Here is a 25,308-nt window from a genome sequence, read left to right on the forward strand (position 1 = left end):
CCAGCGCATCGACGACCACCTGTCCGCCAGCGGCTATGCGGTCGTGCAGACCACCTCGCCCCTGATCGCGCGGCGCAGCTACTGGACGGTGGCCGCGACCATCGAGGCCACCGGCCTGACCGCCACGCCCTACCACGCGCACGTGCCGAGCTTCGGCGAGTGGGGCTTCATCCTGGCCAGCCGGCGGCCGTGGCGCATGCCGCAGGCGCTGCCCGAGGGCCTGCGCTTCCTCGATCTCGCCGGTCTGCCGGCGCTGTTCCACTTTCCGCCCGACATGGCACCCGTGCCGGCCGAGCCCAACCAGCTCTCCAACCAGCGCCTCGTGCACCTGTTCGAGGAGGAGTGGGGCAAGGTGCAGCAGTGAGCGCCGAAGTCACCCGGCGCGGCTGGCTCGGCGGCGCGCTGGCGCTGGCCGGTGCGGGGGCCCTGGGGTGTTCACGCGACGGCGAGACGAAGCGCTGGACGGCGCGCTGGGTCGGCGCCGCCCACGAGCGCGGTCACCGGCTGCGCGACGCGAAGAGCGGCGCCCGGCCCGCGCCCGCGGTGACGAAGCGCGCCGGCGTGCTGGTGGCCGGCGGCGGCATTGCCGGGCTGGCGGCGGCGCGCGCGCTGCGGCGTGCCGGCATCGACGATGTCCACGTCTTCGAGCTGGAAGACACGCCCGGTGGCAACAGCCGCGGCCACACGATGGGCGGCATCGGCTGCCCGCTCGGTGCGCACTACCTGCCGACGCCGGGTGAGGCCGCGCGCGAGGTCGCCGAGTGGCTGGAGGAACTCGGCCTGCGCCGCATCGAGCACGGCCGCGTGGTCTACGACGAGCGGCACCTGTGCCACAGCCCGCAGGAGCGCCTGTTCATCGACGGGCAGTGGCACGACGGGCTGCTGCCGCCCATCGAGGCCCTGCCGGCCGCCGAGCGGGAACGCAGCGCGGACCAGTACCGCCGCTTCTCGCGCGCGGTGCAGCGCTGGGTCGATGCCGGTGCCTTCAGCATCCCGACCGCGCGCGCGGTGTGGACGCCGGAGCATGCGCGGCTCGACGCGATCACCTTCGCCGCATGGCTGTCGCGCGAAGGCCTGGATGCCCCCGCATTGCGCTGGTACCTCGACTACTGCTGCCGCGACGACTACGGTGCCGGCAGCGCGCAGGTTTCGGCCTGGGCCGGCCTGCACTACTTCGCCAGCCGGCACGGCTTCCATGCGCCGGGCGACGAAGTCGGCGAGCGTGACGGCGTGCTCACCTGGCCCGAGGGCAATGGCTGGCTGGCCGCGCGGCTGGCGGCTCCGCTGGGCGAACGGCTGCACGGTGGCTGCGTCGTGCTGCGCGTGCGCGAAGACCGCGAGCAGGTCGAGCTCGATCTGTGGAACGAGCGCGAGCAGCGCGTCGAACGCTGGATCGCGCCGCAGCTGGTGCTGGCGCTGCCGCTGTTCGTGGCCGCGCGCGTGCTCGAGGCGCCTTCGTCGGCGTTGACGGCTGCGGCGGCGGCCATGCGCCACGCCCCCTGGCTGGTGGCCAACCTGCACTGCGAACGGCCGCCCATCGATCGCGGCGGCGCGCCGCCCTCGTGGGACAACGTGCTGTACCGCAGCCCCGCGCTCGGCTACGTCGATGCGATGCACCAGAGCCTGCGGCCGCACCCCGGCGAGACGGTGTTCACCGCCTACTGGGCGCTGGGCGGCGACGACGCCACGCAGGCCGGCACGGCGCGCCGCGCACTTCTCGAGGACAGCGCCGAGACCTGGGCCACGCGCGTGCTGGCCGACCTGGTGCGTGCCCACCCCGACCTGCCGCGCCATGTGCGCCAGGTCGACCTGATGCGCTACGGCCATGCGATGAGCATCCCGGTGCCGGGGCTGCGCGGCCATGCGGCGCTGCGTGCGCTGCAGGAGACGAACGGCCGCGTGCACTTCGCCCACGCCGACCTGTCGGGCTACTCGGTGTTCGAGGAGGCCTTCTTCCACGGCCACCGCGCGGCGGCGCAGGTGCGCGCCGCCTTCACTCCCGCATCAGCCGCTCGATCTCCCGCGGGTCCACCGGCACGCCGCGGCTGATCAGCTCGCAGCCTCCGGGCGTGATCACCGCGTCGTCCTCGATGCGGATGCCGATGTGCCAGAAGCGCTCGGGCACGCCCTCGGCCGGGCGCACGTAGAGGCCCGGCTCGACCGTGATCACCATGCCCGGCTGCAGCACGCGCGAGGGCTTCTTGACCACGCGCGCACCGTACCCGTCAGGCTGCTCGACCGGTTCTTCGTCGAGAGAGAGGTACTCGCCGACGTCGTGCACGTCGCGGCCCAGCCAGTGGCCGGTGCCGTGCATGTAGAAGGCGCGATAGGCAGCGCTTTCGATCACCGCGTCGAGATCGCCGACCTTGTCGCGGTTCAGCAGCCCGGTGTCGAGCATGCCCTGGGCGAGCACGCGCACCGCCGCCCAGTGGGCGTCCTGCTTGCGCGCGCCGGGGCGCGTGGCGGCCACCGCGGCCTGCTGCGCCTCCAGCACGATGTCGTAGAGCTCGCGCTGGGCCGGCGTGAAGCGGCCGTCGGCCGGAAAGGTGCGCGTGATGTCGCTGGCGTAGCCGTCGAGCTCGCAGCCGGCGTCGATCAGGCACAGCTCGCCCGGGCGCAGTTCGGCGTCACCGGCGGCGTAGTGCAGCACGCAGGCGTTGCGGCCCGCCGCGACGATCGCACCGTAGGCCGGCGACTGCGCGCCATGGCGGCGGAACTCGTGCAGCAGCTCGGCCTCGATCGCGTATTCCGGCAGGCCGGCATCGCCGCGGTCGCGGAAGTGCTGGGCCGAGAAGCGCATCGCCCGCACGTGGGCGCCGGCGGAGATGCTCGCCGCGCGGCGCATGGTGGCCAGCTCGGCGTCGTCCTTGAACAGGCGCATCTCGGCCAGCAGCGGCGTCAGGTCGCGCTGCGACTGCGGCGTGCGCACGCCGAGGTGGCTGCGGCCGCGCAGCGTGGCCAGCCAGCCGTCGACCCTCGACAGCAGTCCGTCGTGCACGCCGAAGGGCAGCCACACCGCGGCGGCGTTGGCGAGCTTGTCCAGAGCCACCTTGTCCAGCGCCTCGACGGGGTGGGCCTCGTCGAGGCCGAGTGCGGCCGGCGCCGCCTCGGGGCCGAGGCGGTGGCCGTCCCAGATCTCGCGCTCGGCGTTCTTCTCGCGGCACAGCAGCGTGCTGTGGCCGCTGGCCTCCAGCAGCAGCCAGGCCTGCGGCTCGTCGAAGCCGGTCAGGTAGTGGAAGTGGCTGCAGTGCCTGAAGGGGTGGTCGTTGTCGCCGTTGCGCTGACGTTCCGGCGCGGTGGGCAGCACGGCCACGCCGCCGCCCTGCGCGGCCATCGCCCGGGCCAGCTGCGCGCGGCGCCGCGCGCACAGTGCGGGTTCGACCGCCCGGTGGCGACTCACGACTCGTTGCGCAGCTTGACGGCCTTGGGCACGTCGGGGGCCAGGGCGCCGGCGCGCAACTTGCGTAGCGCCTGGCGGAGTTCGGCATCGCCGCTGGGCGCGGCCTCGGCGGCCTGCTGCGCGGCTTCGTGGGCCGCGGCTTCGGAGCGCTTCATCGCCTCGCGGTCCTCGAGGTGGCGCAGCCGCTGGCGCAACTGGTTGGCCACTTCCTCCACGTCGGCCAGGCCCGAGTGCGCATCGGTCTTGGGCAGGGCGACGACGCGCTTGTCCTTCATGCGCACCTGCAGGCGGCAGACGCGGTTGTCGCGGCCGCGGCGCAGCGTGAAGCCGCCGGCTTCCTTCTCCTCGATGTGCGCATCGCGGATGTTCTCGTAGGCCACCTGGTGCACCTTCTCCCAGAAGCCGCGCTGGAACCACAGGTTGTTCGCGCTCACCGCCACGCGCTCCCAGCGCTGCAGGTCGAACAGGAGCGCGCCGATCCAGGCCAGCACGCCGAGGCCGCTCAGCCACGACTGCCCGGCCACCGCACCGAGCCACACCACCAGGCCGGAGCCCAGCACCGCGCCCTGCACCTGCATCGTGGCCGGTTCGGCGGTGCGCCAGACGTCGCGCTCGTAGGCGAAGGCCTGGGGCTCGCCGGTGGACAGCGGCGACACCGACCACAGCACCGCTTTCACGGCGCGCGAGCCGAGGTAATGCGCCGCCCCGGCCGCCGCGACGGCCATCGGCAGGGTGAGCACGGAAGTGAGCATATCCACAGCCCGCACATTAGCCAGTTCGCGCGGCAAATCAAAGCCTTGCGGGCCCGTGGCGTGCGAAATGCACGACCGAACGGGCGTTTGCGCTGGCTGAACGGTCAGCCGCCGTGGTTCAGGGCCTTCAGCCGCTCGGGCGTGCCGACGTCGGCCCACGCGCCCGCCCAGGCCGTGGCGCCGAGCCGGCGCTGCGCGATCGCGGCGTCGAGGTAGGGGCGCAGCCGCGCCTTCGCACCGACCTCGACGTCGCCCATCAGCTCGGTGACGAAGCCGGGCCGGAAGACGCCGATGCCCGACCAGGTGAAGCGCGCGCCCGGGGCGCCGGCCACCGCCAGGCCGTCGGCGATGCCGAAGTCTCCGCCCGGGTGCTGCGGCGGGTTGGGCACCATCCACAGGTGGCCGAGCTGGCTGGGCCGCAGCGCCGCGGCCGCGCCGGGGCCGAAGTCGAAACCGGGTGCGAACACGTCGGCGGCGACGTACCAGAAGGGCTCGTCGGCGCCCAGGCCGAGCAGGGGCAGCGCCTTCTTCAGCCCGCCGGCGGTTTCCAGCGCGCCGCCGTGGTCGCGCCCTTCGAGCGAGTAGCGGATGGCCAGGCCGAAGCGCGCTCCGTCGCCCAGGGTGGCGACGATCTGCTCCTCCAGCCAGGCGGCGTTGACCACCACCTCGCGCACGCCGCCGCGGGCCAGGCCCTCGAGGTGCCATTCGATCAGCGGCTTGCCGCGCACCGCCAGCAGCGGCTTCGGCGCCGTATCGGTCAGCGGCCGCATGCGTTCGCCGCGGCCCGCGGCGAGGAGGATGGCTTTCATGGCCGCCAAGTCTAGATGGCGGCCCCGGGGTGCTACTGCAGCGCCGGCCCGAGCCCGATGGGAGCGGGTGCGTTCTGCACGATCTTGCTGAACAGCGGCCGGTACAGGTCGGTCGGCTCGTGGCCGGTCAGCGGGTCGCGGTTGGCGAGGAAGGCCTCGTCGAGTTCCTTCCAGTCGGCGTCCGTCAGGTGCTTCATCGCCAGCGGCAGCACCTCTTCCTCCTCGATGCGCATGTGGCTCAGGTAGAAGTCGATGTAGCGCTCCACCGCCTGCTCGAAAGCGGCCCGGCGCGGCTCGCCGAGCACCTCGAAGGCCAGCAGGTCGTGCTCGAGGTCGCGGATCGACTTCTCGCCGCGGGCGTGGTCGCGGTCGAGCCGGTCGAGCACGCTGGCGATCTCCGGGCAACGCGCGCGCAGCTTGGGGAACAGCAGCTCGCTCTCCTTCGTGTGGTGCAGCTGCTCGGGAAATTCGTCGACGTAGAAAAGCATCGCCCGCAGCACGCTGAAGTCGGGCAGCGAGCCGTGCCGGCGGTGCTCGGCCAGCAGCATGGACAGCGAGCGCAGCATCGCCGACAGCGCGCCGTGTTCGTCGCGGATGATGGTGAGGGAGGGGTGGGACATGACAGGAACTCCAGGCCGTTGCGGCAGGACTCCAGCGTCTCACCGCGGCGCCGCCGCCGTCTTGAGCCCGGTCAAGCCGGCGCGACGCTCACGCGCGCGCCGCGCGCGATCGCGTGCCGCTGCGCATGCGCCGGCGCGAAGGCGGCCACCAGCGCGTCGAGCAGCGCATGGGCGCGCTGCGAGTTGTCGGCGCCGAAGTTGCACACGTAGACGTCCAGCGTCACCGCGCCGAGCTCGGGCCAGGTGTGCACCGCCAGGTGCGACTCGGCCAGCAGCACCACGCCGGTGATGCCGGGTGGCTGCGTGGCCGCGGCCGCCGCCTCGAAGCGATGGAACAGCTCGCCCACCGGCGCGAGGCCGCTGGCGCGCACGGCGTCCAGGCAGAGGCGGCGCAGGGCGGCGGTGTCGGTCATCGCCGCCCGTGCCGGATCGCAGCCGTGCAAGTCGGCGGTGAGGTGCAGTCCCTGCATGCGCCGGATCATACGGACGGCTGGGGGCGGGGCCCTAAAATGCCCGTTCCCCGCCCGCACGCCCTCCCGCCACCCCTTCCTGCCGCGCTCCACCATGGCCGACCTCGCCGTTTCCACCGCCTCCGCCACCTCCACCACGGCCCTGATGGCCAACGCGATCCGCGCGCTGGCGATGGACGCCGTGCAGCAGGCCAACTCCGGCCACCCGGGCGCGCCGATGGGCATGGCCGAGATCGCGGTGGCGCTGTGGGGCCCGCAGCATGGCCACCTGCGCCACAACCCGGCCAACCCGCACTGGGCCGACCGCGACCGCTTCGTGCTCAGCAATGGCCACGGCTCGATGCTGATCTACGCGCTGCTGCACCTGGCCGGCTACGACCTGCCGATGAGCGAGCTGCGCAACTTCCGCCAGATGCACAGCAAGACGCCGGGCCACCCCGAGGTCGGCGTCACGCCCGGCGTGGAAACCACCACCGGCCCGCTCGGCCAGGGCATCACCAACGCGGTCGGCATGGCGCTGGCCGAGAAGCTGCTGGCCGGCGAGTTCAACCGCCCCGGCCACACCGTGGTCGACCACCACACCTACGTCTTCCTCGGCGACGGCTGCCTGATGGAAGGCATCAGCCACGAGGCCTGTGCGCTGGCCGGCGCGTGGAAGCTGTCCAAGCTGATCGCGCTGTACGACGACAACGGCATCTCGATCGACGGCCAGGTCGCGCCCTGGTTTGTCGACGACACGCCCAAGCGCTTCGAAGCCTACGGCTGGAACGTGATCCGCGCCGTCGACGGCCATGACGCCGAGGCGGTCAGCGCCGCCATCGCCCGCGCGAAGGCGGCTGACAAGCCGACGCTGATCTGCTGCAAGACAACCATCGGCAAGGGTTCGCCCAACCGCGCCGGCACCGCCAAGGCGCACGGCGAGGCGCTCGGCGGCGAGGAGATCAAGCTCACCCGCGCCGCGCTGGGCTGGAGCCACGAGCCCTTCGTGATCCCCGAGCCGGCCTATGCCGCGTGGGACGCCAAGGCCCGCGGCGCGCAACTCGAGGCCGACTGGGACGCCCGCTTCGCCGCCTACCGCGCCGCCCACCCCGAGCTGGCGGCGGAGTTCGTGCGCCGCATGCGCGGCGAGCTGCCGGCGAACTGGGCGCAGGCCGCTGCCGAGGCGCTGGCCGCGGCGCACGCCAAGGCCGAGACGGTGGCCAGCCGCAAGGCCAGCCAGCTCGCGCTGGAAGCGTTCACCAAGGCACTGCCCGAGCTGCTCGGCGGCAGCGCCGACCTGACCGGCTCCAACCTCACCAACACCAGCTCGACGCCCGCGCTGCGCTTCGGCGCCGACGGCTCCGGCAACGGCGGCCGCCACGTCAACTATGGCGTGCGCGAGTTCGGCATGGCCGCGATCATGAACGGCATCGCGCTGCACGGCGGCTTCATTCCCTACGGCGGCACCTTCCTGACCTTCAGCGACTACAGCCGCAACGCCATCCGCATGGCCGCGCTGATGAAGCAACGCGTGGTGCACGTGTTCACCCACGACTCCATCGGCCTCGGCGAGGACGGCCCGACGCACCAGAGCGTCGAGCATGCCGCCGCGCTGCGCGTGATTCCGGGCCTGGACGTCTGGCGCCCGGCCGACACCGCCGAGACGCTGGTGGCCTGGCGCGCGGCGATCGAGAACCGCCACCGCCCCAGCGCGCTGCTGCTGTCGCGACAGAATCTCCCTTATCTGCCGAAAGGCCAACTCGACGACATCGCCAAAGGCGCCTACGTGCTGGCTGAGCCGGCCGAAGTCGGGTTGAGGAAGAAGGCCCAGGCGGTGATCGTCGCCACGGGCTCGGAAGTCCAACTCGCGCTGCACGCCCAGGCGGCGCTGGCCAAGGACGGCATCGCCGTGCGTGTCGTCTCGATGCCCTCGACCAGCGTGTTCGATCGCCAGGCCACGGCCTACAAGCGTTCGGTGCTGCCCGAGGGCCTGCCGCGCATCGCGGTGGAGGCCGGCGTCACCGACGGCTGGTGGAAGTACGGCTGCGCCGCGGTGGTCGGCATCGACACCTACGGCGAATCGGCACCGGCCGGCGTGCTGTTCAAGCATTTCGGCTTCACCGCGGAGAACGTGGCCGACACCGTGCGTGTCGTGCTCGCGCGCCGCTGAAGCCTCACGCTCTCAAACTGGAGGAAATCTCATGACCATCAAGATCGGCATCAACGGCTTCGGCCGCATCGGGCGCATGGTGTTCCGCGCCGCCATCCAGAATTTCAAGGACGTCGAGGTCGTCGCCATCAACGACCTGCTCGAGCCCGACTACCTCGCCTACATGCTCAAGTACGACAGCGTGCACGGCCGCTTCAAGGGCGACGTGGCGGTCGACGGCAACACGCTGATCGTCAACGGCAAGAAGATCCGCCTGACCGCGCTGAAGGATCCGGCCGAGCTGAAGTGGGGCGAGGTTGGCGCCGACATCGTGGTCGAGTCCACCGGCCTGTTCCTGACCAAGGAAACCTGCCAGAAGCACCTCGCCGCCGGTGCCAAGAAGGTGATCCAGAGCGCGCCCAGCAAGGACGACACGCCGATGTTCGTCTACGGCGTCAACGACAGCACCTACAAGGGCGAAGCGATCATCTCCAACGCCTCGTGCACGACCAACTGCCTGGCGCCCGTGGCCAAGGTGCTCAACGACACCTTCGGCATCAAGCGCGGCCTGATGACCACGGTGCACGCCACCACCGCCACGCAGAAGACGGTGGACGGCCCGAGCAACAAGGATTGGCGCGGCGGCCGCGGCATCCTCGAGAACATCATCCCGTCGAGCACCGGCGCGGCCAAGGCCGTCGGCGTGGTGATCCCCGAGCTGAACAAGAAGCTCACCGGCATGTCGTTCCGCGTGCCGACCTCCGACGTGTCGGTGGTCGACCTGACCGTCGAGCTGAACAAGGAAGCCAGCTACGAGGACATCTGCAAGGCCATGAAGGCGGCCAGCGAGGGCGCCATGAAGGGCGTGCTCGGCTACACGGAAGACAAGGTGGTCGCCACCGACTTCCGCGGCGAGCCCTGCACCTCGGTGTTCGATGCCGACGCCGGCATCGCGCTGGACAAGACCTTCGTGAAGGTGGTGGCCTGGTACGACAACGAGTGGGGCTACTCCAACAAGGTGCTGGAGATGGTGCGGGTGATGGCCCGCTGAGGCGGGCGACGTTTCGCCGCATGACGAGGGCCCCCGCGGGGGCCCTCTTCGTTTCCGATGCATACGACTTGGCGCGACCTGGCAACACATGCTTACCGCGCCCCGTCGAATCCGCACGGGGTCGACGGGGGTGGCCCACCTACACTCCTGGGCAACCTCGTCAGCGCCGGCACCGTGCCGCGCGTTGCGGCAGTCACCCCGATTCCGGAGATCCCCTTGAAGTCCACGCCCCGCTTCCTGCTCGGCATCGCCGCGCTCGCGTTGCTGGCGCCGCTGGCGGCGCATGCCGCCACGGCGCCTTCCGGTGCGCAGAACGCACGCGTGATCGTCAAGTACAAGGCCGACTCCGCCCTGCTGCGCAAGGCCGCGGCGAGCGCCGACGCGCAGCAGCGCGACCAGGCGCTGGCGCTGGGTGCGCGCGTCGGCCTGCCCATGCGTGCCGGCATCGGTATCGGCGAGCGCACGCAGGTGGTGTTCGTCTCGGGCATGAGCTCGGAGGCGCTGGCCGCGCGGCTGGCCGCCGAAGGCGACATCGAATATGCCGTGCCCGACCGCCGCAAGACGCGCGCGGCGGTGCCCAACGATCCGCTGTATGCCACGGGTGGCACGCCCAACACGAACAACTTCACCGGCGGCCCGGTGGTCGGGCAGTGGTACCTGAAGCCGCCGAGCTCGGCAGCACTGTCCGCGATCAATGCGCAGTCGGCCTGGGACGTGCCGGCGGCCTCTGCGGCGCCGGTGGTGGTGGCGGTGCTGGACACGGGCATCCGTGCCGATCACCCCGATCTGGCGGGCAAGCTGCTGCCGGGGTACGACTTCGTGGGCGCCGATCGAACCGATGCTGGAGTGCTGATCGTTCCCAACACGTTCCGCACCGCGAAGGATGGCGACGGTTGGGACGCCAACCCGGCCGATGAAGGTGATGGCATCACGACGACCGAAGCCAACACCCAGGGCGACCTGTTCTACGCCTGCACCCAACCGGATGGCAGCGGCGGCTACCTCGAGGAGTTCAGCTCCTGGCACGGCACCCAGGTGAGCGGCATCATCGGCGCCGCCACCGACAACAGCGTGGGCATGGCCAGCGTGGGCCGCGAGCGGGTGCGCGTGCTGCCCGTGCGCGTGCTCGCCAAGTGCGGCGGCTGGGATTCGGAGATCATCGTCGGCATGAAGTGGGCGGCCGGCATCGCGGTGCCGGGCGTGCCCGCCAACCCGAACCCGGCGCGGGTGCTGAACCTCAGTCTCGGCGGCGAGGGAACTTGTTCCGCGCTCTACCAGGATGCGGTCACCCAGATCAACGCGCTCGGTGTGACCATTGTCGCGTCGGCGGGCAACGGTCGCGGCCTTGCGGTCTCCGAACCGGCCAACTGCGCCGGCGTGATCGGCGTCGGCGGTGTGCGTCATGAAGGCGACAAGGTCGGCTACTCGGACATCGGCCCCGAGCTGAGCCTGAGCGCGCCGGCGGGCAACTGCGTGAATGTCAACGTCGGAGAACCCTGCCTGTATCCGATCCTCACCACGGCCAATTTCGGACTGTTCGATCCGGTGACCAACGCCGCGGGCGGCTCGATCTACACCGACGCCTTCTACGCCACCATCGGCACCAGCTTCTCCGCGCCGCTGGTGGCGGGCACGGCGGCGCTGATGCTGTCGGTCAACCCCAATCTCTCGCCGGCGCAGGTGCGGCAGCTGCTGATGAGCACGGCACGTACCTTCCCCGTCTACAACGACATCCCCACCTGCCGCGCGCCCGACGGAACCTTCCAGGACCAGTGCAACTGCACCACCACCACCTGCGGCGCCGGCATGCTCGACTCCGCCGCGGCGGTGCAGGCGGCCGCCGGAGGCACTGGCGGTGGTGGCGGCAGCAGCAGCGGAGATGGCGGCGGCGGTGGCGCCCTGGGCCTGGGCTGGCTGGCCGCACTGGCCGTGGCCATCTTTGCATTGCGGCGCACGCGCCGCGAAACGCCTGCGACGTGAGGGCCGGCCACCGACCCCTGCTTGCGCCCCTGATCGCAGGCCTGCTTCTCCTGCCCGGCCTCGGCGCGGCGGCGCCGGCCGGGACTGAGGGCCGCGCGGCTTCGGCCAACGGGCTGATCGTCAAGTTCCGCGACAGCATCGAGGGCACGGCCGAGTCGCGCGCACGCTTCGAGCAGGAGCTGGCCCGGGCGGGCCTGACATCGCGGCGTGTCGGGGCACGGGCTCGTCACATCGACTTCGGCCGCAGGCTGGGCCACTCCGAGATCGCGCCGCTGGTGGAGCAGCTCCAGGCTTCGCCCCACGTCGAGTGGGTCGTGCCCAACGAGCGCGAGCAGCGGCTGAACGTGCCGCAGGATCCTCTGTTCGCCGCCAGCTTCGCCGGCAGCGGGCAGTGGTGGCTGTTCCCGGCCGGCGGCAGCAACGCCAACGATATCGAGGACCGGCGCCGCGGCGTGCCCGGCGTGCAGTCCGCCTGGCAGACCACGCTCGGCACCGGCAACGCCGTGATCGCGGTGCTCGACACCGGCATCACCGCCCACCCCGATCTCGGCGCCGGCGTGCTGCCGGGCCGCGACTTCGTCTCGACGGTGGAGTACGCGAACGACGGCGACGGCTGGGACGCCGACCCGGCCGATCCGGGCGACTGGGTCAGCGAGGCCGACCGCAGCGCCAATGCGGCGCTGTTCGGCGATTGCGAGGTGGCCGACAGCTCCTGGCACGGCACGGTGATCGCCGGCCTGCTCGCCGCCGAGACCAGCAATGCGCGAGGCGTGGCGGCCATCAACTGGAACGGCCGCGTGTTGCCGGTGCGCGTGGCCGGCAAGTGCGGTGCCGACGTGGCCGACATCGTCACCGGTATGCGCTGGGCAGCTGGCCTGCAGGTGCACGATGCCGGCGGCCGGCCTGTGCCGCTGAACCCCAACCCGGCGCGCGTGCTCAACATCAGCTTCGGCGGCAGTGCCGCCTGCAACGCGGCCTACCAGGACGTGATCGACGAGCTGGCAGGCCTCGGCGTGGTGGTGGTGGCCGCCGCTGGCAACCAGAATGCCGGCGTCTCGCGGCCGGCCAATTGTCGCGGCGTGATCGGCGTGGGTGCGCTCAATCGCGACGGCTTCAAGTCGAGCTATTCCAACTTCGGAGAGGCGCTGACGATCTCGACCGTCGGCGGCGATCCGCGCTTGATCGGCGACTGGGGCATCGCGCTGGGCGACGACGCGCTGCTGACCGTCTCCAACTCGGGAACCACGGGGCTCGGCTTTGCCGGCTACGCGCGCGAGGCCGGCACCAGCTTCGCGACGCCGCTGGTCGCCGGCGTGATCGGGCTGATGCTCAGCGTCGAGCCGTCGCTGAGCGCTGCACAGATCATGGAGGGCCTGCGGCGCAGCGCCCGGCCCCATGTGGTCTCGACGAAGATCGCCGCATGCTCGCCGAGCAATCCGGGACGCTGCATCTGCACCACCGAAACGTGCGGGGCGGGCATCCTCGACGCCGAGGCGGCCCTGCACTTTGCCGCCAACCCGACGGGCTACGTGGCGCCGGCCCGCCAGCCGGAGGTGATCGACAACATCGATGTCGACGATGCCGTGGCGCTCGGCCTGGACCGGCCGGCCAATGCCGGTGCGGCACCGCCAGCCGCCGGCGAGGATGGCGGCGGCGGCTCCCTGGGCGCGGGCTGGCTGCTGGCGCTCGCGGCCGCGGTCGCCGCGCTCAGCTGCCGCAGGCCACGAAGCCGCGGCCCAGCGCCGGCGAACGCAATGCGCTGAGCCGCTCGGCCAGCGCCGCGTCGGCGTTCTCGGCGCGCAGCAGGTGCACGGTGGCCGGTGCGGCCAGCTCGACGACCCGCGCGCTGCGCACGCCGCGCAAGCCAAGCTGCTCCAGGGCCCGATCGGCGGCGGCGCGGTCGTCGTAGCGGCCGAGCGAGAAGCCCATCGTCCACTCGGTCGGCTCGCGCACCTCCTCGAAGCTCACGCGGGTGCGGCGCAGCTCCTCTTCCTTCTTCGCCATCGCCTCGCGGTTGGGGTAGCGGCCCATGTAGACCATCCAGCGGCCCGGCCGCTCGACCGTCACCTCGACCCAGCTGCCCGGCGGCAGCGGCGGCTGCAGCGCCTGCAGCGCAGCCACGGCCGAGACCGAGGCGCCCGTGGCGAAGGGGCCGGCCTCCAGGCAGGCGCCGAGCCGCGGCGCGCTCGGCGCCGGCTCGGGCGCACGCGGCGCGGCGGCCGCGCTGGCGGCGCCCGGTGGCAGCACGACGATGCGATCGGCGTTCACCTGCCGCTGCAGCCGCTCGGGCTCGCGGTCGGCGTGCGGCTTCATGCCGGTGACGCCGTCGAGCCAGCCGTGCGTCCAGGCGAAGAACAGCAGGTTGGCCAGCGCCAGCAGCAGGACGATGGTGCGCAGCATGAGATCAGGCCGCGCCGGCGCCGGGATCCAGCCGCACGCTGACTTCGCCGCTGTGGATGGCGACCAGGCCGTCCGCGGTCTGCAGCTGCAGCGCGCCCTGGGCATCGACGCCGCGCGCCGTGCCTTCGCCCGCCCCTGGCTGCGTGGTGCGCACCGCCTGGCCGGCCAGCAGGTCGCGACGGGCGTAGCCCGCGGCGAAGCCGGCGAATCCCTCGGCCTCGAAGCGGCGCAGCGCCTGAACCAGCGGCAGGGCCATGCGGTGCAGCGCCTGCGGCGCCGAGGCAGCGGGGTCGAGCTCCTGCAGGCAGGCGAAGCCGGTGCTGGCCTCGATGGTGCCGATCGGCTGCACGTTCAGGCCGACGCCGATCACGGCCAGGCGCACGCGGCCCGCCGACACCGTCTCGATCAGCACGCCGCCGAGCTTGCGGCCGCGGCCCGGGCCGTCCATCAGCCACAGGTCGTTCGGCCACTTCAGGCCGATGCGCGGCACGGCCCCGTCGGCCAGGGGATCGAGGGCGTCGGCCAGCGCCAGCCCGACGGCCAGCGACAGCCCCGACCAGTCGGCCCGGGCGATCGGCAGCGACAGCGAGAACGTCAGCGAAGCGCCCGGCGCGGAGCTCCAGCCGCGGCCGAGCCGCCCGCGGCCGCCGCTCTGGTGCTCGGCCACCAGCAGGCAGGGCTGCACGTCGGCGGCGCGTCGGCCGAAGGCCTTGCTCTCGACGCTGCGCTGCACCAGCACGTCGCTGTTGTCGGCTTCGGGGCGCACCTCCACGCGGGCGCGCTCGAGCAGCGTGGTGTTGGTCGACGCGCAGCGCTCCACCACCTCGACGCTCAGGCCGGGCAGCAATTCACGCAGCTGCAGCCACAGCGCTTCGGCCCCCCAGCTGCCTTGCGACACGGCCCGTTCTCCTCAGCGCTTGGGTGACAGCATGGTGCCGCGGCAGGTCTTGGCGCCGCAGTGGCAGGCGAATTGCTTCTTCAGCTTGGGCGTGTACTTCTCGTCGATGATCAGCCCGTAGTCGTAGAACAGCTCCTCGCCCGGCTTGATGGCGCGCAGCGCCTTGATGAAGATGCGGCCGTCGACCTCGTCGGCCTCGCAGTTGGGCGCGCAGGCGTGGTTGATCCAGCGGGCAGCATTGCCGCCGTACTTCGCGTCGATGACGTTCTTCTCGTCGACGTGGAAGTAGAAGGTGTGGTCCGGGTCCTTCGGGTCGTGCGGGTGGCGGCGAAGGGCTTCCTGCCAGTCGATCACCTCGCCCTTGTACTCGATCACCACCTCGCCCTTCTTCAGCGGGCGCAGCGCGAACACCCCCTTGCCGTGCACGCCGGATCGGCGCACCTGGATGCGGCGGCCGCCTGCAGTGCCGGAGGCGGCGGGGTGGGGCTTGCCGTTGGTTGCTTGCGCCTTCATCGTCTTTATGTACATTGAATTCATGGGCGCGCGCGCGTATGCGTGCGTGCGCGCGAAGCCCGGATTGTATTGACGCGGCGAGATGCCGCCCCCTTCACGCACTCCATGGACACCATGACCAAGTCACTCATCATTGCCGAGAAGCCCTCCGTCGCGCAGGACATCGTCCGCGCGCTGACGCCGATCGCGGGCAAGTTCGACAAGCACGACGAGTACTTCGAGAACGACAAGTACCTCGTCACCTCGGCCGTCGGCCACCTCCTGGAGATCAAGGCGCCGGAGGAGTTCGACGTCAAGCGCGGCAAGTGGAGCTTCGCCAACCTGCCGGTGATCCCGCCGCATTTCGAGCTCAACCCGATCGACAAGAGCAAGGGCCGGCTCAACGCCATCGTCAAGCTGGTCAAGCGCAAGGACGTGAGCGAGCTGATCAACGCCTGCGACGCGGGCCGCGAGGGCGAGCTGATCTTCCGGCTGATCCAGCAGCACGCGAAATCCAAGCACCCGGTCCGGCGGCTGTGGCTGCAGAGCATGACGCCGGCGGCGATCCGCGAGGGCTTCGAGAAGCTGCGCAGCGACGAGGAGCTGCGCGGCCTGGCCGAGGCGGCGCGCAGCCGCAGTGAGGCCGACTGGCTGGTGGGCATCAACGGCACGCGTGCGATGACCGCCTTCAACTCGCGCGACGGCGGCTTCTTCCTCACCACCGTGGGCCGGGTGCAGACGCCGACGCTGTCGATCGTGGTCGAGCGCGAGGAGAAGATCCGCAAGCACGTGGCGCGAGACTACTGGGAAATCAAGGCCAGCTTCGCCGCCGAGGCCGGCGAGTACGAAGGCAAGTGGTTCGACCCGAAGTGGAAGAAGAACCCCGACGACCCGGAGCAGCGCGCCGACCGCCTGTGGACCGAGGCCGACGCGGAGGCCATCGCGCAGGCCTGCCGCAGCGAGCCGGCCCACGTCACCGAAGAGGCCAAGCCGAGCACGCAGGCCAGCCCCTTGCTGTACGACCTGACCACGCTGCAGCGCGAGGCCAACTCGCGCTTCGGCTTCTCAGCCAAGACCACGCTGTCGATCGCCCAGGCGCTGTACGAGAAGCACAAGGTGCTGACCTACCCGCGGACGGACTCGCGCGCGCTGCCGGAGGACTACCTGCCGGTGGTGAAGAAGACGATGGAGATGCTCGCCGACGAGGATCTTCCGGGCCCGTTGCGCGAGCTCTCGGGCCATGCGCGCAAGGCGTTGAACGAGCAGTACGTGAAGCCCGTCAAGCGGGTGTTCGACAACGCCAAGGTCTCGGACCACTTCGCCATCATCCCGACGCTGCAGGCGCCCAAGAGCCTGACCGAGGTCGAGGCCAAGCTCTACGACATGGTGGTCAAGCGCTTCCTCGCGGTGTTCTACCCGAGCGCCGAGTTCATGGTCACCACGCGCATCTCCACCGTGAAGAAGGCCGGCCAGGAGCACAGCTTCCAGACCAACGGCAAGGTGCTGGTCAAGCCGGGCTGGCTGGCGGTGTACGGCCGCGAGGCCCAGGAAGACGACGCCACGCTGGTGCCGGTGAAGGCCGGCGAGGTGGTGCGCACCGAGAGCGTCAGCGTCAACGCGCTGAAGACGAAGCCGCCGGCGCGCTACACCGAGGCCACGCTGCTGTCGGCGATGGAAGGCGCGGGCAAGCTGATCGACGACGACGAGCTGCGCGAGGCGATGGCCGAGAAGGGCCTGGGCACGCCGGCCACGCGCGCGGCGATCATCGAAGGCCTGATCCTGGAGAAGTACATGCACCGCGAGGGCCGCGAGCTGGTGCCCTCGGCCAAGGCCTTCCAGCTGATGACCCTGCTGCGCGGCCTGGGCGTGGAAGACCTGACCAAGCCCGAGCTCACCGGCAACTGGGAATACCAGCTCGCCGAGATGGAGAAGGGCCGGCTGCAGCGCGAGGCCTTCATGGCCGAGATCGCGGCGATGGCCGAACGCATCGTGCGCAAGGCCAAGGAGTACGACCGCGACACCATCCCCGGCGACTACGCCACGCTGAAGGTGCCGTGCCCGAAGTGCGGCGGCGTGGTCAAGGAGAACTACCGCCGCTTCAGCTGCGCCGGCGCCGACGGCAACAGCGAGGGCTGCGGCTTCTCGATCAGCAAGATCCCCGGCGGGCGCAGCTTCGAGCTCGACGAGGTGGAGCAGTTCATCGCGAACCGGAAGATCGGCCCGCTGGAAGGCTTCCGCTCCAAGGCCGGCTGGCCGTTCACGGCGGAACTCAAGCTCGCCTACGACGACGAGATCGGCAACTGGAAGCTGGAGTTCGACTTCGGCGAAGACGCCAAGAAGGCCGAAGGCGACGGCGAGCCGGTCGACTTCTCCGGCCAGGAGTCGCTCGGCCACTGCCCGAAGTGCCAAGGCAAGGTGTTCGAGCACGGCACCAGCTACGTCTGCGAGCACGCCGTGGGCGCGCACGTGACCTGCGACTTCAAGAGCGGCAAGATCATCCTGCAGCAGCCGGTGGCGCGCGAGCAGATGACGAAGCTGCTGGCCACCGGCAAGACCGACCTGCTGGAGAACTTCGTCTCCAACAAGACGCGGCGCAAGTTCAAGGCCTTCCTCGCCTACGACAAGAAGGAAGGCAAGGTGATCTTCGAGTTCGAGCCGCGCGCGGCGAAGAAGGCGCCGGCGAAGAAGGCCGCCGCCAAGAAGGCGGCCTGAGCCGGCCGGCGACAGGCGTGGCCGCCGACGCGCTGCCGGGCTGCCTCGAGCGCCATGGCGACCGGCTCTGGCTGGCCGTCAGCGTGGTGCCCAATGCGAAGCGCACCGGTGCCGATGGCTTGCACGACGGTGCGCTGCGCGTCCGCCTGGCCGCGCCGCCGGTGGACGGCAAGGCCAACGAGACGCTGGTGGCCTGGCTGGCTGGCGAGCTCGGCGTGCCGCGGCGCCGTGTCGAGCTGGTGCGGGGCCAGACCGCGCGGCGCAAGTGGCTGGCACTTGATGTCGGGCAAGCCGAGGTGATCGCCTGGCTGGGCCGCGTGCTCCCGATGGCCGGAACCTGACCTGTCAACGCTTGCAGTTCCCGGCGTGCGTGCTGACGCGTAATCTGTGCGCATGACGCCGTCCCTTGCCTTGATCGCCCGTTGCCTCGGCTCCGCCACGCTGCTCCTGGCGGCCACGGCGGCGCAGGCGCTCACCTTCGCCGTCAACGAAGGCGTCACCTACCGGGTGCCGCTGGAGGAGGTGCGCGGGCGCTATGCCGCGATCGCGGCGGATCTGTCGAAGATCCTCAAGCAGCCGGTGGCGATCGAGCCGGTCGGCGACTACAACCAGCTGCGCCGCGGGCTGCAGGCGAAGACCTACGACCTGGCGATGATCCACCCGGCGCATGTGTCGATTCAAGCGATCAAGGGCAGCGGCTACCGGCTGGTGGTGGTCACCAAGGGCTTCCAGAAGTACACCGCCAGCTTCCTGGTGGCGGCCGATTCGCCGCTGACCTCGCTGGCCGACCTGAAGGGCCGCAAGCTCGGCGCACCCGACGAGGACTCCATCACCTCGTGGATGGTGCGCGCCACGCTGCGTGACGCCAAGGTGGAGCCGGCGCAGATCCGGATCACCTACACCCGCTACCAGGATGCCGTGCCGTTCTTCGTCGACAACCGGCTGACCGACTCCGGCGCCACCGCGGCCAACGCGCTGGTCAAGGCCTGGCAGGGCAAGGGCGGCAAGATCCTGGCCCAGTCGAAGCCGGTGCCGATCAAGCACATCCTGGCCAGCCCGAACCTGAGCGCTGCCGACGTCGAGAAGGTGCGCGACTACCTGGTCGGCCTGGACGGCAGCGACGAGGGCAAGAAGAAGCTCGAGCCGACCAAGTACAGCGGCTTCGAGAAGTACGACGAGGCGAAGATGCTCGAGGTTGGCGCCTGGCTCGGGTTGTAGCCGTCAACCTTGCCCGACGATCGACGCCGTGGCCACCAGCTCCTCGAACAGCGCCATCGACACCTGCCCCGACACCGCATAGGGGTCGAGCACGGCCGTCTCGGAGTACTTCAGCAGCAGCGCCGGGTTCAGGCGCGCGAGATTGACCTGGCCCATCGACCAGCCGGCGAAGCGGCGCTCGCCGATCTCCTGGTAGGTGAGCAGCACCACGTCGCGGTGGCGCGGGTCGGCGGCGATGCGGTTGTAAAGCGCGTTGACCGGCATGCGCCCGCCCTCGAGCACCTGCAGGAAGATGCCGCCGGAGAAGCACAGCACGCCGGTGATGCCGGCCGCGGCGTTGCCGGGCTTGGATTGCTTGAGGATCGCGAGCAGTTCGTCCTGGTCAACGGAATCCGCGGCGCGGCTGGCGTACATGAGGCGCACGAGCATGGTCAGCTTCCGTTCTTCTTGGACAGCAGCGAGAGGAATTCGCGCCGCAGGTTGGCATCCTTCAGGAAGGCGCCACGCATCACCGAGTTGGTCATCATCGACTCGTCGTCCTTGACGCCGCGCCAGTGCATGCAGAAGTGGTCGGCCTCCATCACGATGGCCAGGCCGTCGGGCTTGACGCGGTCCTGCAGCTCGTTGGCGAGCATGGTCACCGCCTCTTCCTGGATCTGCGGCCGGCTCATGATCCAGTCGCAGATGCGCGCGTACTTCGACAGGCCGATCAGGTTGCTGAACTCGTTGGGCAGCACGCCGATCCACACCTTGCCCAGGATGGGGCAGAGATGGTGCGAGCAGGCGCTGCGCACCTTGATCGGCCCGACGATCATCAGCTCGTTCAGGCGCGAGAAGTTGGGAAACTCGGTCACCGAGGGCGCGGCGGTGTAGCGGCCGACGAACACCTCGTTGATGAACATCTTGGCCACGCGCTTGGCGGTTTCCTGCGTGTTGTGGTCGCTGTCGGTGTCGATCACCAGCGCGCGCAGCACCTCGTGCATCTTCGCCTCGACCTCGGCCTTGAGCTCCTCGAGCTCGCCCTCGGCGATGAACTCGGCGATGTTGTCGTTGGCGTGGTAGCGGCACTCGGCGCCGACGATCCGGTAGCGGATGCGCTCCGAGGCCGGCAGGCGCGCGAGCTCCTCCTCGGTGCGGAAGATCGGGGTGGCTTGTTCGGCAGGCATGGTCCGGTCGCGATTCATCGGGCCCGACAGAGTAACGCACCGAGCCGGGGCGCGCAGCCGGGCGGAACGCTGCCCGTAGACTGCGCGCGGTGAATGCCCCTGCCTCGCTCCCGCTCGCCCAGTTGCTGACCCATGCCGCCGCGGCCGTGCAGGCGGTGCGCGGCGGGCAGAGCCTGACCGATGCCCTGGAGCGCTGCCCCGCCGCGGCGCGGCCCGGCGCGCAGGCCCTGAGCTTTCACGCGCTGCGCTGGCTGGGCGGCGCGCAGGCGGTGCGCGCGCGGCTGGTGCCGAAGGCGCCGCCGGCCGCGCTCGATGCGCTGCTGCTCACCGCCATCGCGCTGCTCTGGCCGGACTCGGGCCCGCCCTACGCCGAGCACACGCTGGTCGACCAGGCGGTGGCCGCCGCGAAGCAGCGCGGCGGCTTCGTCAACGCCGTGCTGCGCCGCTTCCTGCGCGAGCGCGAAGCGCTGATCGCGGCGATCGCCGGCGACCCGGTGGCGCGCTTCAACCATCCGCGCTGGTGGATCGAGCGGCTGCAGCGTGACTGGCCCGAGCAGTGGCAGGCCGTGCTCGCTGCCGACCAGCAGCGCGCGCCGATGACGTTGCGCGTCAACCTGCGCCACGGCAGCGTCGAGGCCTACCTCGCCCGTCTGGCGCAGGCCGGCCTCGCGGCCCACGGGCTGCCGGGCACGCAGGCCGTGGTGCTGGCCCAGCCGGTCCCGGTGACGCAGCTGCCCGGCTTCGCCGAGGGCGACGTGTCGGTGCAGGATGCCGCTGCCCAGCGCGCCGCGCCGCTGCTGATCGGCGCGGGCCTGCCGGGCGGCGCCCGCGTGCTCGACGCCTGCGCCGCGCCGGGCGGCAAGACCGCGCACCTGCTCGAGCTCGCCGATCTCGAGGTGACCGCACTGGACAGCGATCCGAAACGCCTCGAGCGTGTGCACGGCACCCTGCAGCGGCTGGGCCTGAAGGCGCAGGCGATCGCCGCCGATGCCGGCGACCCGTCGGCCTGGTGGGATGGCCGGCCGTTCGACGCCATCCTGCTCGATGCGCCGTGCAGCGCCTCGGGCATCGTGCGTCGCCATCCCGACGTGCGCTGGCTGCGCCGCGCCAGCGACATCAGCGCACTGGCGCGCACCCAGGCCCGGCTGCTCGATGCGCTATGGCCGGCGCTGCGCCCCGGCGGGCGGTTGCTGTACTGCACCTGTTCGGTCTTCAAGGCCGAGGGCCAGGACCAGATCGACGCTTTTTTGCAACGCCATGGCGATGCGGCGCCTGCGACCAACCCTGAGTCTCCCGGCCACCTGCTCCCGCTGCCCGACAATCAGGCCGTCCCGCCGCCCGGTTCCGGTGCATCGGCCGACGGGTTCTTCTACAGCCTGATTCACAAGACCTGACCCGGCCCACCCCATGCGCAGCGCGGCACGCACGACTGGCAGTCAGCGCCCCCGCGCCGAGGGGCTCGCCCGCCGCCGGGCGGCGTTCGGGCTGGCCATGCTGATGGCCTGGAGCGCGCTGGGCGTGCCGATCGGCGCGCGCGCCGCCGGCCCCGAGCTCGCGATCTTCTCCGTGCAGCGCGACGAGGAGGGCTTGAGCATCGACTATGCGGTCAACTTCGAGCTGCCACGCGGCGCCGAGGAGGCGCTGAACAAGGCTGTGCCGCTGTACTTCGTCGCCGAGGCCGAGGTCTTCCGCGACCGCTGGTACTGGCGCGACAAGCGCGTCGCCAGCGCCTCGCGTGTCTGGCGCATCGTCTACCAGCCGCTGACCGCCAACTACCGCGTCACCTTCGGCGGCCTGAGCCAGAGCTACCCGAACCGGGCCGAGGCCTTCGCGGTCATCCGCCGCGGCGCGAGCTGGAAGGTGGCCGAGGCGTCGCAGATCGAGGAAGGCTCGCGCCACTACGTCGAGTTCAGCTTCCGGCTCGACACCTCGCTGCTGCCACGGCCGATGCAGATCGGCATTGCCAGCCAGACGGACTGGGCGCTGTCGGTCGAGCGCACTCAGCGCTTCGATTGATCCTGCAGATCACCGCGGCGGTCCCATGACGAAGGCAAAGCGCTGGGCCTGGATCGTCGCCCTGGTGGCGAGCACCGGCGCGGGCCTGGTGCTGGCCTTCCTGCTGTCGGTGGCCACCAACAGCCCGGCGCTGTACGAGCGCCACTACGTCTGGCTGTTCTGGGTCAACGTGACCGTGGCGGCGCTGCTCCTGCTGGTGGTGGGCATCGCCTCGGTGCGGCTGGTGATCCGCGTGCGGCGGCGCAAGTTCGGCAGCCGGTTGCTGCTCAAGCTGGCGGCGATCTTCGCGCTGGTCGGCGTCGTGCCGGGCGTGCTGATCTACACGGTGAGCTACCAGTTCGTCTCGCGCAGCATCGAGAGCTGGTTCGACGTGAAGGTGGAGAGTGCGCTCGACGCCGGCCTCAACCTCGGCCGCGGCACGCTCGACGCGCTGGTCAACGAGCTGGCGCAGCGCACCCGCACGGCCGCCGAGAAGCTCGCAGAGAGCGGCGCCGGCAGCACCGCCGCGGCGGTGATCGAGGGCCGGCCGGGCAGCGCCACCTCGCTCGCGCTGGAGCGGCTGCGCGAGCAGCTGGCCGCGCAGGAGGTGGCGATCGTCAACGCCGCCGGCCACACGCTGCTGTCGGCCAGCAGCTCGGCCGCGCTGATGCCCGACCGGCCGAGCGCCGCGATGCTCCGCCAGGCGCAGCTGCAGCGCGTGGCCGGGCAGCTCGAGGGGTTGGACGAGGATGCCGGCAGCAACGCGCAGGGCCGCATCCGCGTGGTGGCGCTGGTGCCCAGCGCCAACTTCGCGCTGGCCGAGCGCGAGCGCTACCTGATGGTGCGGCAGCTGCTGCCGGCCGCACTCAGCGCCAACGCGCTGGCGGTGCAGACCGCCTATCGCGAGTACCAGCAGCGTGCGCTGGCGCGCGATGGCCTGCGCCGCATGTACATCGGCACACTCACGCTGGCGCTGGTGCTGGCCGTGTTCGGCGCAGTGCTGCTGGCCGCGCTGCTCGGCAACCAGCTCGCCAGGCCGCTGCTGCTGCTGGCCGAAGGCGTCGACCAGGTGGCACACGGCGACCTCAGTGCCAAGCCGGTGTTTGCCTCGGGCGACGAGCTCGGCGGCCTGACGCGCTCGTTCGCCGACATGACCGAGCAGCTCTCGGAGGCGCGCTCGCTGGTGCAGCGCAGCGTGCGCCAGGTGGAGGGTGCGCGCGCCAACCTGCAGACCATCCTCGACAACCTCACCGCCGGCGTGATCGTGTTCGACCGCGAGGGCCGCATCGACACCGTCAACCCGGGGGCCACGCGCATCGTCAAGCTGCCGCTGTCGGCCTACCGCGGCCGCCGGCTGGAGGAGGTGCAGGGCCTGGAGACCTTCGCCAAGGCGGTGTGGCAGCGCTTCGAACTGCATGCCAGCAGCCCCGAAGCCGGCGAACGTGACCACTGGCAGGACAGCTTCGAGCTTCAGACCCAGGACGCGCAAGGCCGCGACCGCGACACGCTGACCCTGCTGGTGCGCGGTGCGGCGATGCCGCAGGGCGCGCGGCTGATGGTGTTCGACGACATCACCGAGGTCGTCTCGGCGCAGCGTACCGAAGCCTGGGGTGAGGTGGCGCGGCGGCTTGCGCACGAGATCAAGAACCCGCTGACGCCGATCCAGCTCTCCGCCGAACGCCTGCAGCACAAGCTCGAGGCCAAGCTCGAGGGCCCCGACCAGGCGATGCTGGCGAAGTCGGTGGCCACCATCGTCAACCAGGTGCAGGCGATGAAGACGCTGGTCAATGAGTTCCGCGACTACGCGCGGCTGCCGGCGGCACAGCTCAAGCCGCTGGACCTCAACGCGCTGGTGTCCGAGGTGCTCGGCCTGTACGTGACTTCGCAGGAGTCCGGGCGGCTGCACGCCGAGCTCGGCGCCGGCCTGCCACTGATCGTGGGCGACTCCACGCAGCTGCGCCAGGTCATCCACAACCTGGTGCAGAACGGGCTCGACGCCGCGGCCGACCGTCCCGACGGGCGCGTGCTGGTGCGTACCGAGGTGGCGCGCACCGAGCAGGGCGAGGTACGCGCCGTGCGGCTGCAGGTGATTGACAATGGCCACGGCTTCCCGGACAAGGTGCTCAAGCGCGCCTTCGAGCCCTACGTCACCACCAAGAGCAAGGGTACCGGCCTCGGCTTGGCCGTTGTCAAGAAGATCGCCGACGAACACGGCGCCCGCGTGCGCATCGCGAACCTGGGGGTGGCGCGTGATGCCGCCGCGGGCGACACTTCGGCGCCCGCGGGCGCGACGGGTGCACAAGTTTCGCTATCATTTTCGAAGTTCGCTCCGGCCGACGGCCCTACGGTCGTCGCGGCGGCCACCGAGAGCCGGACGCACTGACCCATCCATGGCGATCATTCTTGTTGTAGACGACGAACTCGGCATCCGCGCGTTGCTGTCGGAGATCCTGGCCGACGAGGGCCACACCGTCGAGGTGGCCGAGAACGCCGCCGAGGCCCGCTCCGTCCGCGAGCGCCTGCGTCCCGATCTCGTGTTGCTGGACATCTGGATGCCCGACGTGGACGGCATCACGCTGCTCAAGGAGTGGGGCGCCACCGGCATGCTGACCATGCCGGTGATCATGATGAGCGGCCACGGCACCATCGACACGGCCGTGGAGGCCACCAAGTTCGGCGCCATCGCCTTCCTCGAGAAGCCGGTGACGCTGCAGAAGCTGCTACGTGCCGTGGAGCAGGGCCTGGCCAAGCCGGCGGCGCCGTCGCGTGCGGTGACCCCGGTGAACCACCCGCACCACAACCACCACGTCGGCGACACCACGCTGACGGTGGAGGCGGCGATGACGGGCGGGCAGGGCCTGCCGGTAGCGCCGCTGCTGCTCGGCCCGCAAGCCGAGCAGAGCTTCGACCTCGACCGGCCCCTGCGCGAGGCGCGCGACGCCTTCGAGAAGAGCTACTTCGAGTTCCACCTCGCGCAGGAGAACGGCAGCATGACGCGTGTGGCCGAGAAGACCGGCCTGGAGCGCACGCACCTGTACCGCAAGCTCAAGCAGCTGGGCGTGGACCTCTCGCGCAACAAGCGCGGCGGATCCCTCTGACCCGGACGGCCCGCCGGGCTGGGCTATACTCTATGGTTCCCAAGGCCAAGTAGCTCAGTTGGTAGAGCAGCGGATTGAAAATCCGCGTGTCGGTGGTTCGATTCCGCCCTTGGCCACCA

General features: G+C 70.9%; 22 protein-coding genes, 1 tRNA gene and 1 pseudogene. 14 read left to right on the plus strand and 10 right to left on the minus strand.

The window, feature by feature from the left end:
• A pseudogene (locus AB7U92_RS03325) lies at positions 1 to 364 on the plus strand (polyamine aminopropyltransferase); the annotation flags it as partial.
• Positions 361 to 2,049: an FAD-dependent oxidoreductase gene (locus AB7U92_RS03330; RefSeq protein ID WP_428574722.1), complete on the plus strand. Its 1,689-nt coding sequence runs from the start codon at positions 361 to 363 to the stop codon at positions 2,047 to 2,049. The pseudogene AB7U92_RS03325 and the gene AB7U92_RS03330, both read left to right, overlap by 4 nt.
• On the opposite strand, the gene AB7U92_RS03335 is transcribed toward AB7U92_RS03330, so the two are convergent.
• The 5 genes from AB7U92_RS03335 to speD all read right to left on the minus strand — a co-directional run bounded on the left by AB7U92_RS03335 (position 1,994) and on the right by speD (position 6,051).
• Positions 1,994 to 3,400: an aminopeptidase P N-terminal domain-containing protein gene (locus AB7U92_RS03335; protein ID WP_428574724.1), complete on the minus strand. Its 1,407-nt coding sequence runs from the start codon at positions 3,398 to 3,400 to the stop codon at positions 1,994 to 1,996. The genes AB7U92_RS03330 and AB7U92_RS03335 overlap by 56 nt on opposite strands.
• A complete protein-coding gene (locus AB7U92_RS03340; RefSeq protein ID WP_428574726.1) occupies positions 3,397 to 4,140 on the minus strand; it encodes a hypothetical protein in 744 nt (247 codons plus the stop codon). Before AB7U92_RS03340 ends, AB7U92_RS03335 begins: the two co-directional genes overlap by 4 nt.
• 116 nt (positions 4,141 to 4,256) lie before the next feature.
• Entirely contained in the window at positions 4,257 to 4,961 is a 705-nt protein-coding gene (locus AB7U92_RS03345) for a nucleotidyltransferase family protein (RefSeq protein ID WP_428574728.1), read from the minus strand.
• Positions 4,962 to 4,993: 32 nt separating this feature from the next.
• Positions 4,994 to 5,581, minus strand: coding sequence for a hemerythrin domain-containing protein (locus AB7U92_RS03350; RefSeq protein ID WP_428574730.1), 588 nt, complete (start codon positions 5,579 to 5,581; stop codon positions 4,994 to 4,996).
• 71 nt (positions 5,582 to 5,652) lie between these two features.
• A complete protein-coding gene (gene speD, locus AB7U92_RS03355) occupies positions 5,653 to 6,051 on the minus strand; it encodes an adenosylmethionine decarboxylase (RefSeq protein ID WP_428574732.1) in 399 nt (132 codons plus the stop codon).
• Between the two features lie 94 nt (positions 6,052 to 6,145).
• On the opposite strand from speD, the gene tkt reads away from it, so the two are divergent.
• The 4 genes from tkt to AB7U92_RS03375 all read left to right on the plus strand — a co-directional run bounded on the left by tkt (position 6,146) and on the right by AB7U92_RS03375 (position 12,973).
• Entirely contained in the window at positions 6,146 to 8,200 is a 2,055-nt protein-coding gene (tkt, locus tag AB7U92_RS03360; RefSeq protein WP_428574734.1) for a transketolase, read from the plus strand.
• A gap of 31 nt (positions 8,201 to 8,231) precedes the next feature.
• Positions 8,232 to 9,230: a type I glyceraldehyde-3-phosphate dehydrogenase gene (gene gap / locus AB7U92_RS03365; protein ID WP_428574736.1), complete on the plus strand. Its 999-nt coding sequence runs from the start codon at positions 8,232 to 8,234 to the stop codon at positions 9,228 to 9,230.
• A 216-nt stretch (positions 9,231 to 9,446) separates the two neighbouring features.
• Positions 9,447 to 11,210, plus strand: coding sequence for a S8 family peptidase (locus AB7U92_RS03370; RefSeq protein ID WP_428574738.1), 1,764 nt, complete (start codon positions 9,447 to 9,449; stop codon positions 11,208 to 11,210).
• Positions 11,207 to 12,973: a S8 family peptidase gene (locus AB7U92_RS03375; protein ID WP_428574740.1), complete on the plus strand. Its 1,767-nt coding sequence runs from the start codon at positions 11,207 to 11,209 to the stop codon at positions 12,971 to 12,973. The genes AB7U92_RS03370 and AB7U92_RS03375 overlap by 4 nt, the downstream gene beginning before the upstream one ends.
• On the opposite strand, the gene AB7U92_RS03380 is transcribed toward AB7U92_RS03375, so the two are convergent.
• The 3 genes from AB7U92_RS03380 to AB7U92_RS03390 are packed head-to-tail and all read right to left on the minus strand — an operon-like array spanning position 12,918 to position 15,021.
• Positions 12,918 to 13,610 carry an SPOR domain-containing protein gene (locus tag AB7U92_RS03380; RefSeq protein ID WP_428574742.1) on the minus strand — a complete coding sequence of 231 codons (693 nt, stop codon included), beginning with the start codon at positions 13,608 to 13,610 and terminating at the stop codon, positions 12,918 to 12,920. The genes AB7U92_RS03375 and AB7U92_RS03380 overlap by 56 nt on opposite strands.
• A 4-nt stretch (positions 13,611 to 13,614) precedes the next feature.
• A complete protein-coding gene (locus tag AB7U92_RS03385) occupies positions 13,615 to 14,508 on the minus strand; it encodes a biotin--[acetyl-CoA-carboxylase] ligase (RefSeq protein ID WP_428574744.1) in 894 nt (297 codons plus the stop codon).
• A 12-nt stretch (positions 14,509 to 14,520) separates the two neighbouring features.
• On the minus strand, positions 14,521 to 15,021 hold the full coding sequence (locus AB7U92_RS03390; protein ID WP_428574746.1) for an SET domain-containing protein: 501 nt from the start codon (positions 15,019 to 15,021) through the stop codon (positions 14,521 to 14,523).
• Positions 15,022 to 15,135: 114 nt separating this feature from the next.
• Between AB7U92_RS03390 and AB7U92_RS03395 the strand changes: the two genes are divergently transcribed.
• The 3 genes from AB7U92_RS03395 to AB7U92_RS03405 are packed head-to-tail and all read left to right on the plus strand — an operon-like array spanning position 15,136 to position 18,930.
• On the plus strand, positions 15,136 to 17,712 hold the full coding sequence (locus tag AB7U92_RS03395; protein WP_428574748.1) for a DNA topoisomerase III: 2,577 nt from the start codon (positions 15,136 to 15,138) through the stop codon (positions 17,710 to 17,712).
• Positions 17,713 to 17,729: 17 nt separating this feature from the next.
• The gene (locus tag AB7U92_RS03400) at positions 17,730 to 18,053 is read left to right on the plus strand and encodes a DUF167 domain-containing protein (RefSeq protein WP_428574750.1); all 324 of its coding nucleotides are present in this window, start codon (positions 17,730 to 17,732) and stop codon (positions 18,051 to 18,053) included.
• A gap of 52 nt (positions 18,054 to 18,105) precedes the next feature.
• Positions 18,106 to 18,930, plus strand: a complete 825-nt coding sequence (locus tag AB7U92_RS03405) for a phosphate/phosphite/phosphonate ABC transporter substrate-binding protein (RefSeq protein ID WP_428574752.1) — start codon at positions 18,106 to 18,108, stop codon at positions 18,928 to 18,930.
• A 3-nt stretch (positions 18,931 to 18,933) separates the two neighbouring features.
• Here the strand turns inward: AB7U92_RS03405 and AB7U92_RS03410 are convergent, their stop codons facing one another.
• The gene (locus AB7U92_RS03410; RefSeq protein ID WP_428574754.1) at positions 18,934 to 19,359 is read right to left on the minus strand and encodes a BLUF domain-containing protein; all 426 of its coding nucleotides are present in this window, start codon (positions 19,357 to 19,359) and stop codon (positions 18,934 to 18,936) included.
• Between the two features lie 2 nt (positions 19,360 to 19,361).
• Positions 19,362 to 20,096 carry a GTP cyclohydrolase I gene (gene folE, locus AB7U92_RS03415; RefSeq protein WP_428574756.1) on the minus strand — a complete coding sequence of 245 codons (735 nt, stop codon included), beginning with the start codon at positions 20,094 to 20,096 and terminating at the stop codon, positions 19,362 to 19,364.
• A gap of 89 nt (positions 20,097 to 20,185) precedes the next feature.
• Between folE and rsmB the strand changes: the two genes are divergently transcribed.
• The 5 genes from rsmB (at position 20,186) to AB7U92_RS03440 (ending at position 25,308) form a co-directional block, all read left to right on the plus strand.
• Positions 20,186 to 21,490: a 16S rRNA (cytosine(967)-C(5))-methyltransferase RsmB gene (gene rsmB / locus AB7U92_RS03420; protein ID WP_428574758.1), complete on the plus strand. Its 1,305-nt coding sequence runs from the start codon at positions 20,186 to 20,188 to the stop codon at positions 21,488 to 21,490.
• A 13-nt stretch (positions 21,491 to 21,503) separates the two neighbouring features.
• Positions 21,504 to 22,112, plus strand: a complete 609-nt coding sequence (locus tag AB7U92_RS03425; RefSeq protein WP_428574760.1) for a DUF4390 domain-containing protein — start codon at positions 21,504 to 21,506, stop codon at positions 22,110 to 22,112.
• 25 nt (positions 22,113 to 22,137) lie between these two features.
• A complete protein-coding gene (locus tag AB7U92_RS03430; protein ID WP_428574762.1) occupies positions 22,138 to 24,474 on the plus strand; it encodes an ATP-binding protein in 2,337 nt (778 codons plus the stop codon).
• 7 nt (positions 24,475 to 24,481) lie between these two features.
• A complete protein-coding gene (locus AB7U92_RS03435; RefSeq protein ID WP_428574764.1) occupies positions 24,482 to 25,189 on the plus strand; it encodes a response regulator in 708 nt (235 codons plus the stop codon).
• 43 nt (positions 25,190 to 25,232) lie between these two features.
• Positions 25,233 to 25,308, plus strand: a tRNA-Phe gene (locus AB7U92_RS03440).

This window comes from Piscinibacter sp., from assembly GCF_050175855.1.
GTDB lineage: Bacteria > Pseudomonadota > Gammaproteobacteria > Burkholderiales > Burkholderiaceae_C > Piscinibacter.

Coding starts and splice junctions, on each gene's coding strand:
- folE (WP_428574756.1), bottom strand. CDS start 20,096: ATGCCTGCCGAACAAGCCACCCCGATCTTCCGCACCGAGGAGGAGCTC.
- AB7U92_RS03405 (WP_428574752.1), top strand. CDS start 18,106: ATGACGCCGTCCCTTGCCTTGATCGCCCGTTGCCTCGGCTCCGCCACG.
- gap (WP_428574736.1), top strand. CDS start 8,232: ATGACCATCAAGATCGGCATCAACGGCTTCGGCCGCATCGGGCGCATG.
- AB7U92_RS03435 (WP_428574764.1), top strand. CDS start 24,482: ATGGCGATCATTCTTGTTGTAGACGACGAACTCGGCATCCGCGCGTTG.
- AB7U92_RS03395 (WP_428574748.1), top strand. CDS start 15,136: ATGACCAAGTCACTCATCATTGCCGAGAAGCCCTCCGTCGCGCAGGAC.
- AB7U92_RS03390 (WP_428574746.1), bottom strand. CDS start 15,021: ATGAAGGCGCAAGCAACCAACGGCAAGCCCCACCCCGCCGCCTCCGGC.
- AB7U92_RS03410 (WP_428574754.1), bottom strand. CDS start 19,359: ATGCTCGTGCGCCTCATGTACGCCAGCCGCGCCGCGGATTCCGTTGAC.
- AB7U92_RS03350 (WP_428574730.1), bottom strand. CDS start 5,581: ATGTCCCACCCCTCCCTCACCATCATCCGCGACGAACACGGCGCGCTG.
- AB7U92_RS03345 (WP_428574728.1), bottom strand. CDS start 4,961: ATGAAAGCCATCCTCCTCGCCGCGGGCCGCGGCGAACGCATGCGGCCG.
- AB7U92_RS03380 (WP_428574742.1), bottom strand. CDS start 13,610: ATGCTGCGCACCATCGTCCTGCTGCTGGCGCTGGCCAACCTGCTGTTC.
- AB7U92_RS03425 (WP_428574760.1), top strand. CDS start 21,504: ATGCGCAGCGCGGCACGCACGACTGGCAGTCAGCGCCCCCGCGCCGAG.
- tkt (WP_428574734.1), top strand. CDS start 6,146: ATGGCCGACCTCGCCGTTTCCACCGCCTCCGCCACCTCCACCACGGCC.
- speD (WP_428574732.1), bottom strand. CDS start 6,051: ATGCAGGGACTGCACCTCACCGCCGACTTGCACGGCTGCGATCCGGCA.
- AB7U92_RS03430 (WP_428574762.1), top strand. CDS start 22,138: ATGACGAAGGCAAAGCGCTGGGCCTGGATCGTCGCCCTGGTGGCGAGC.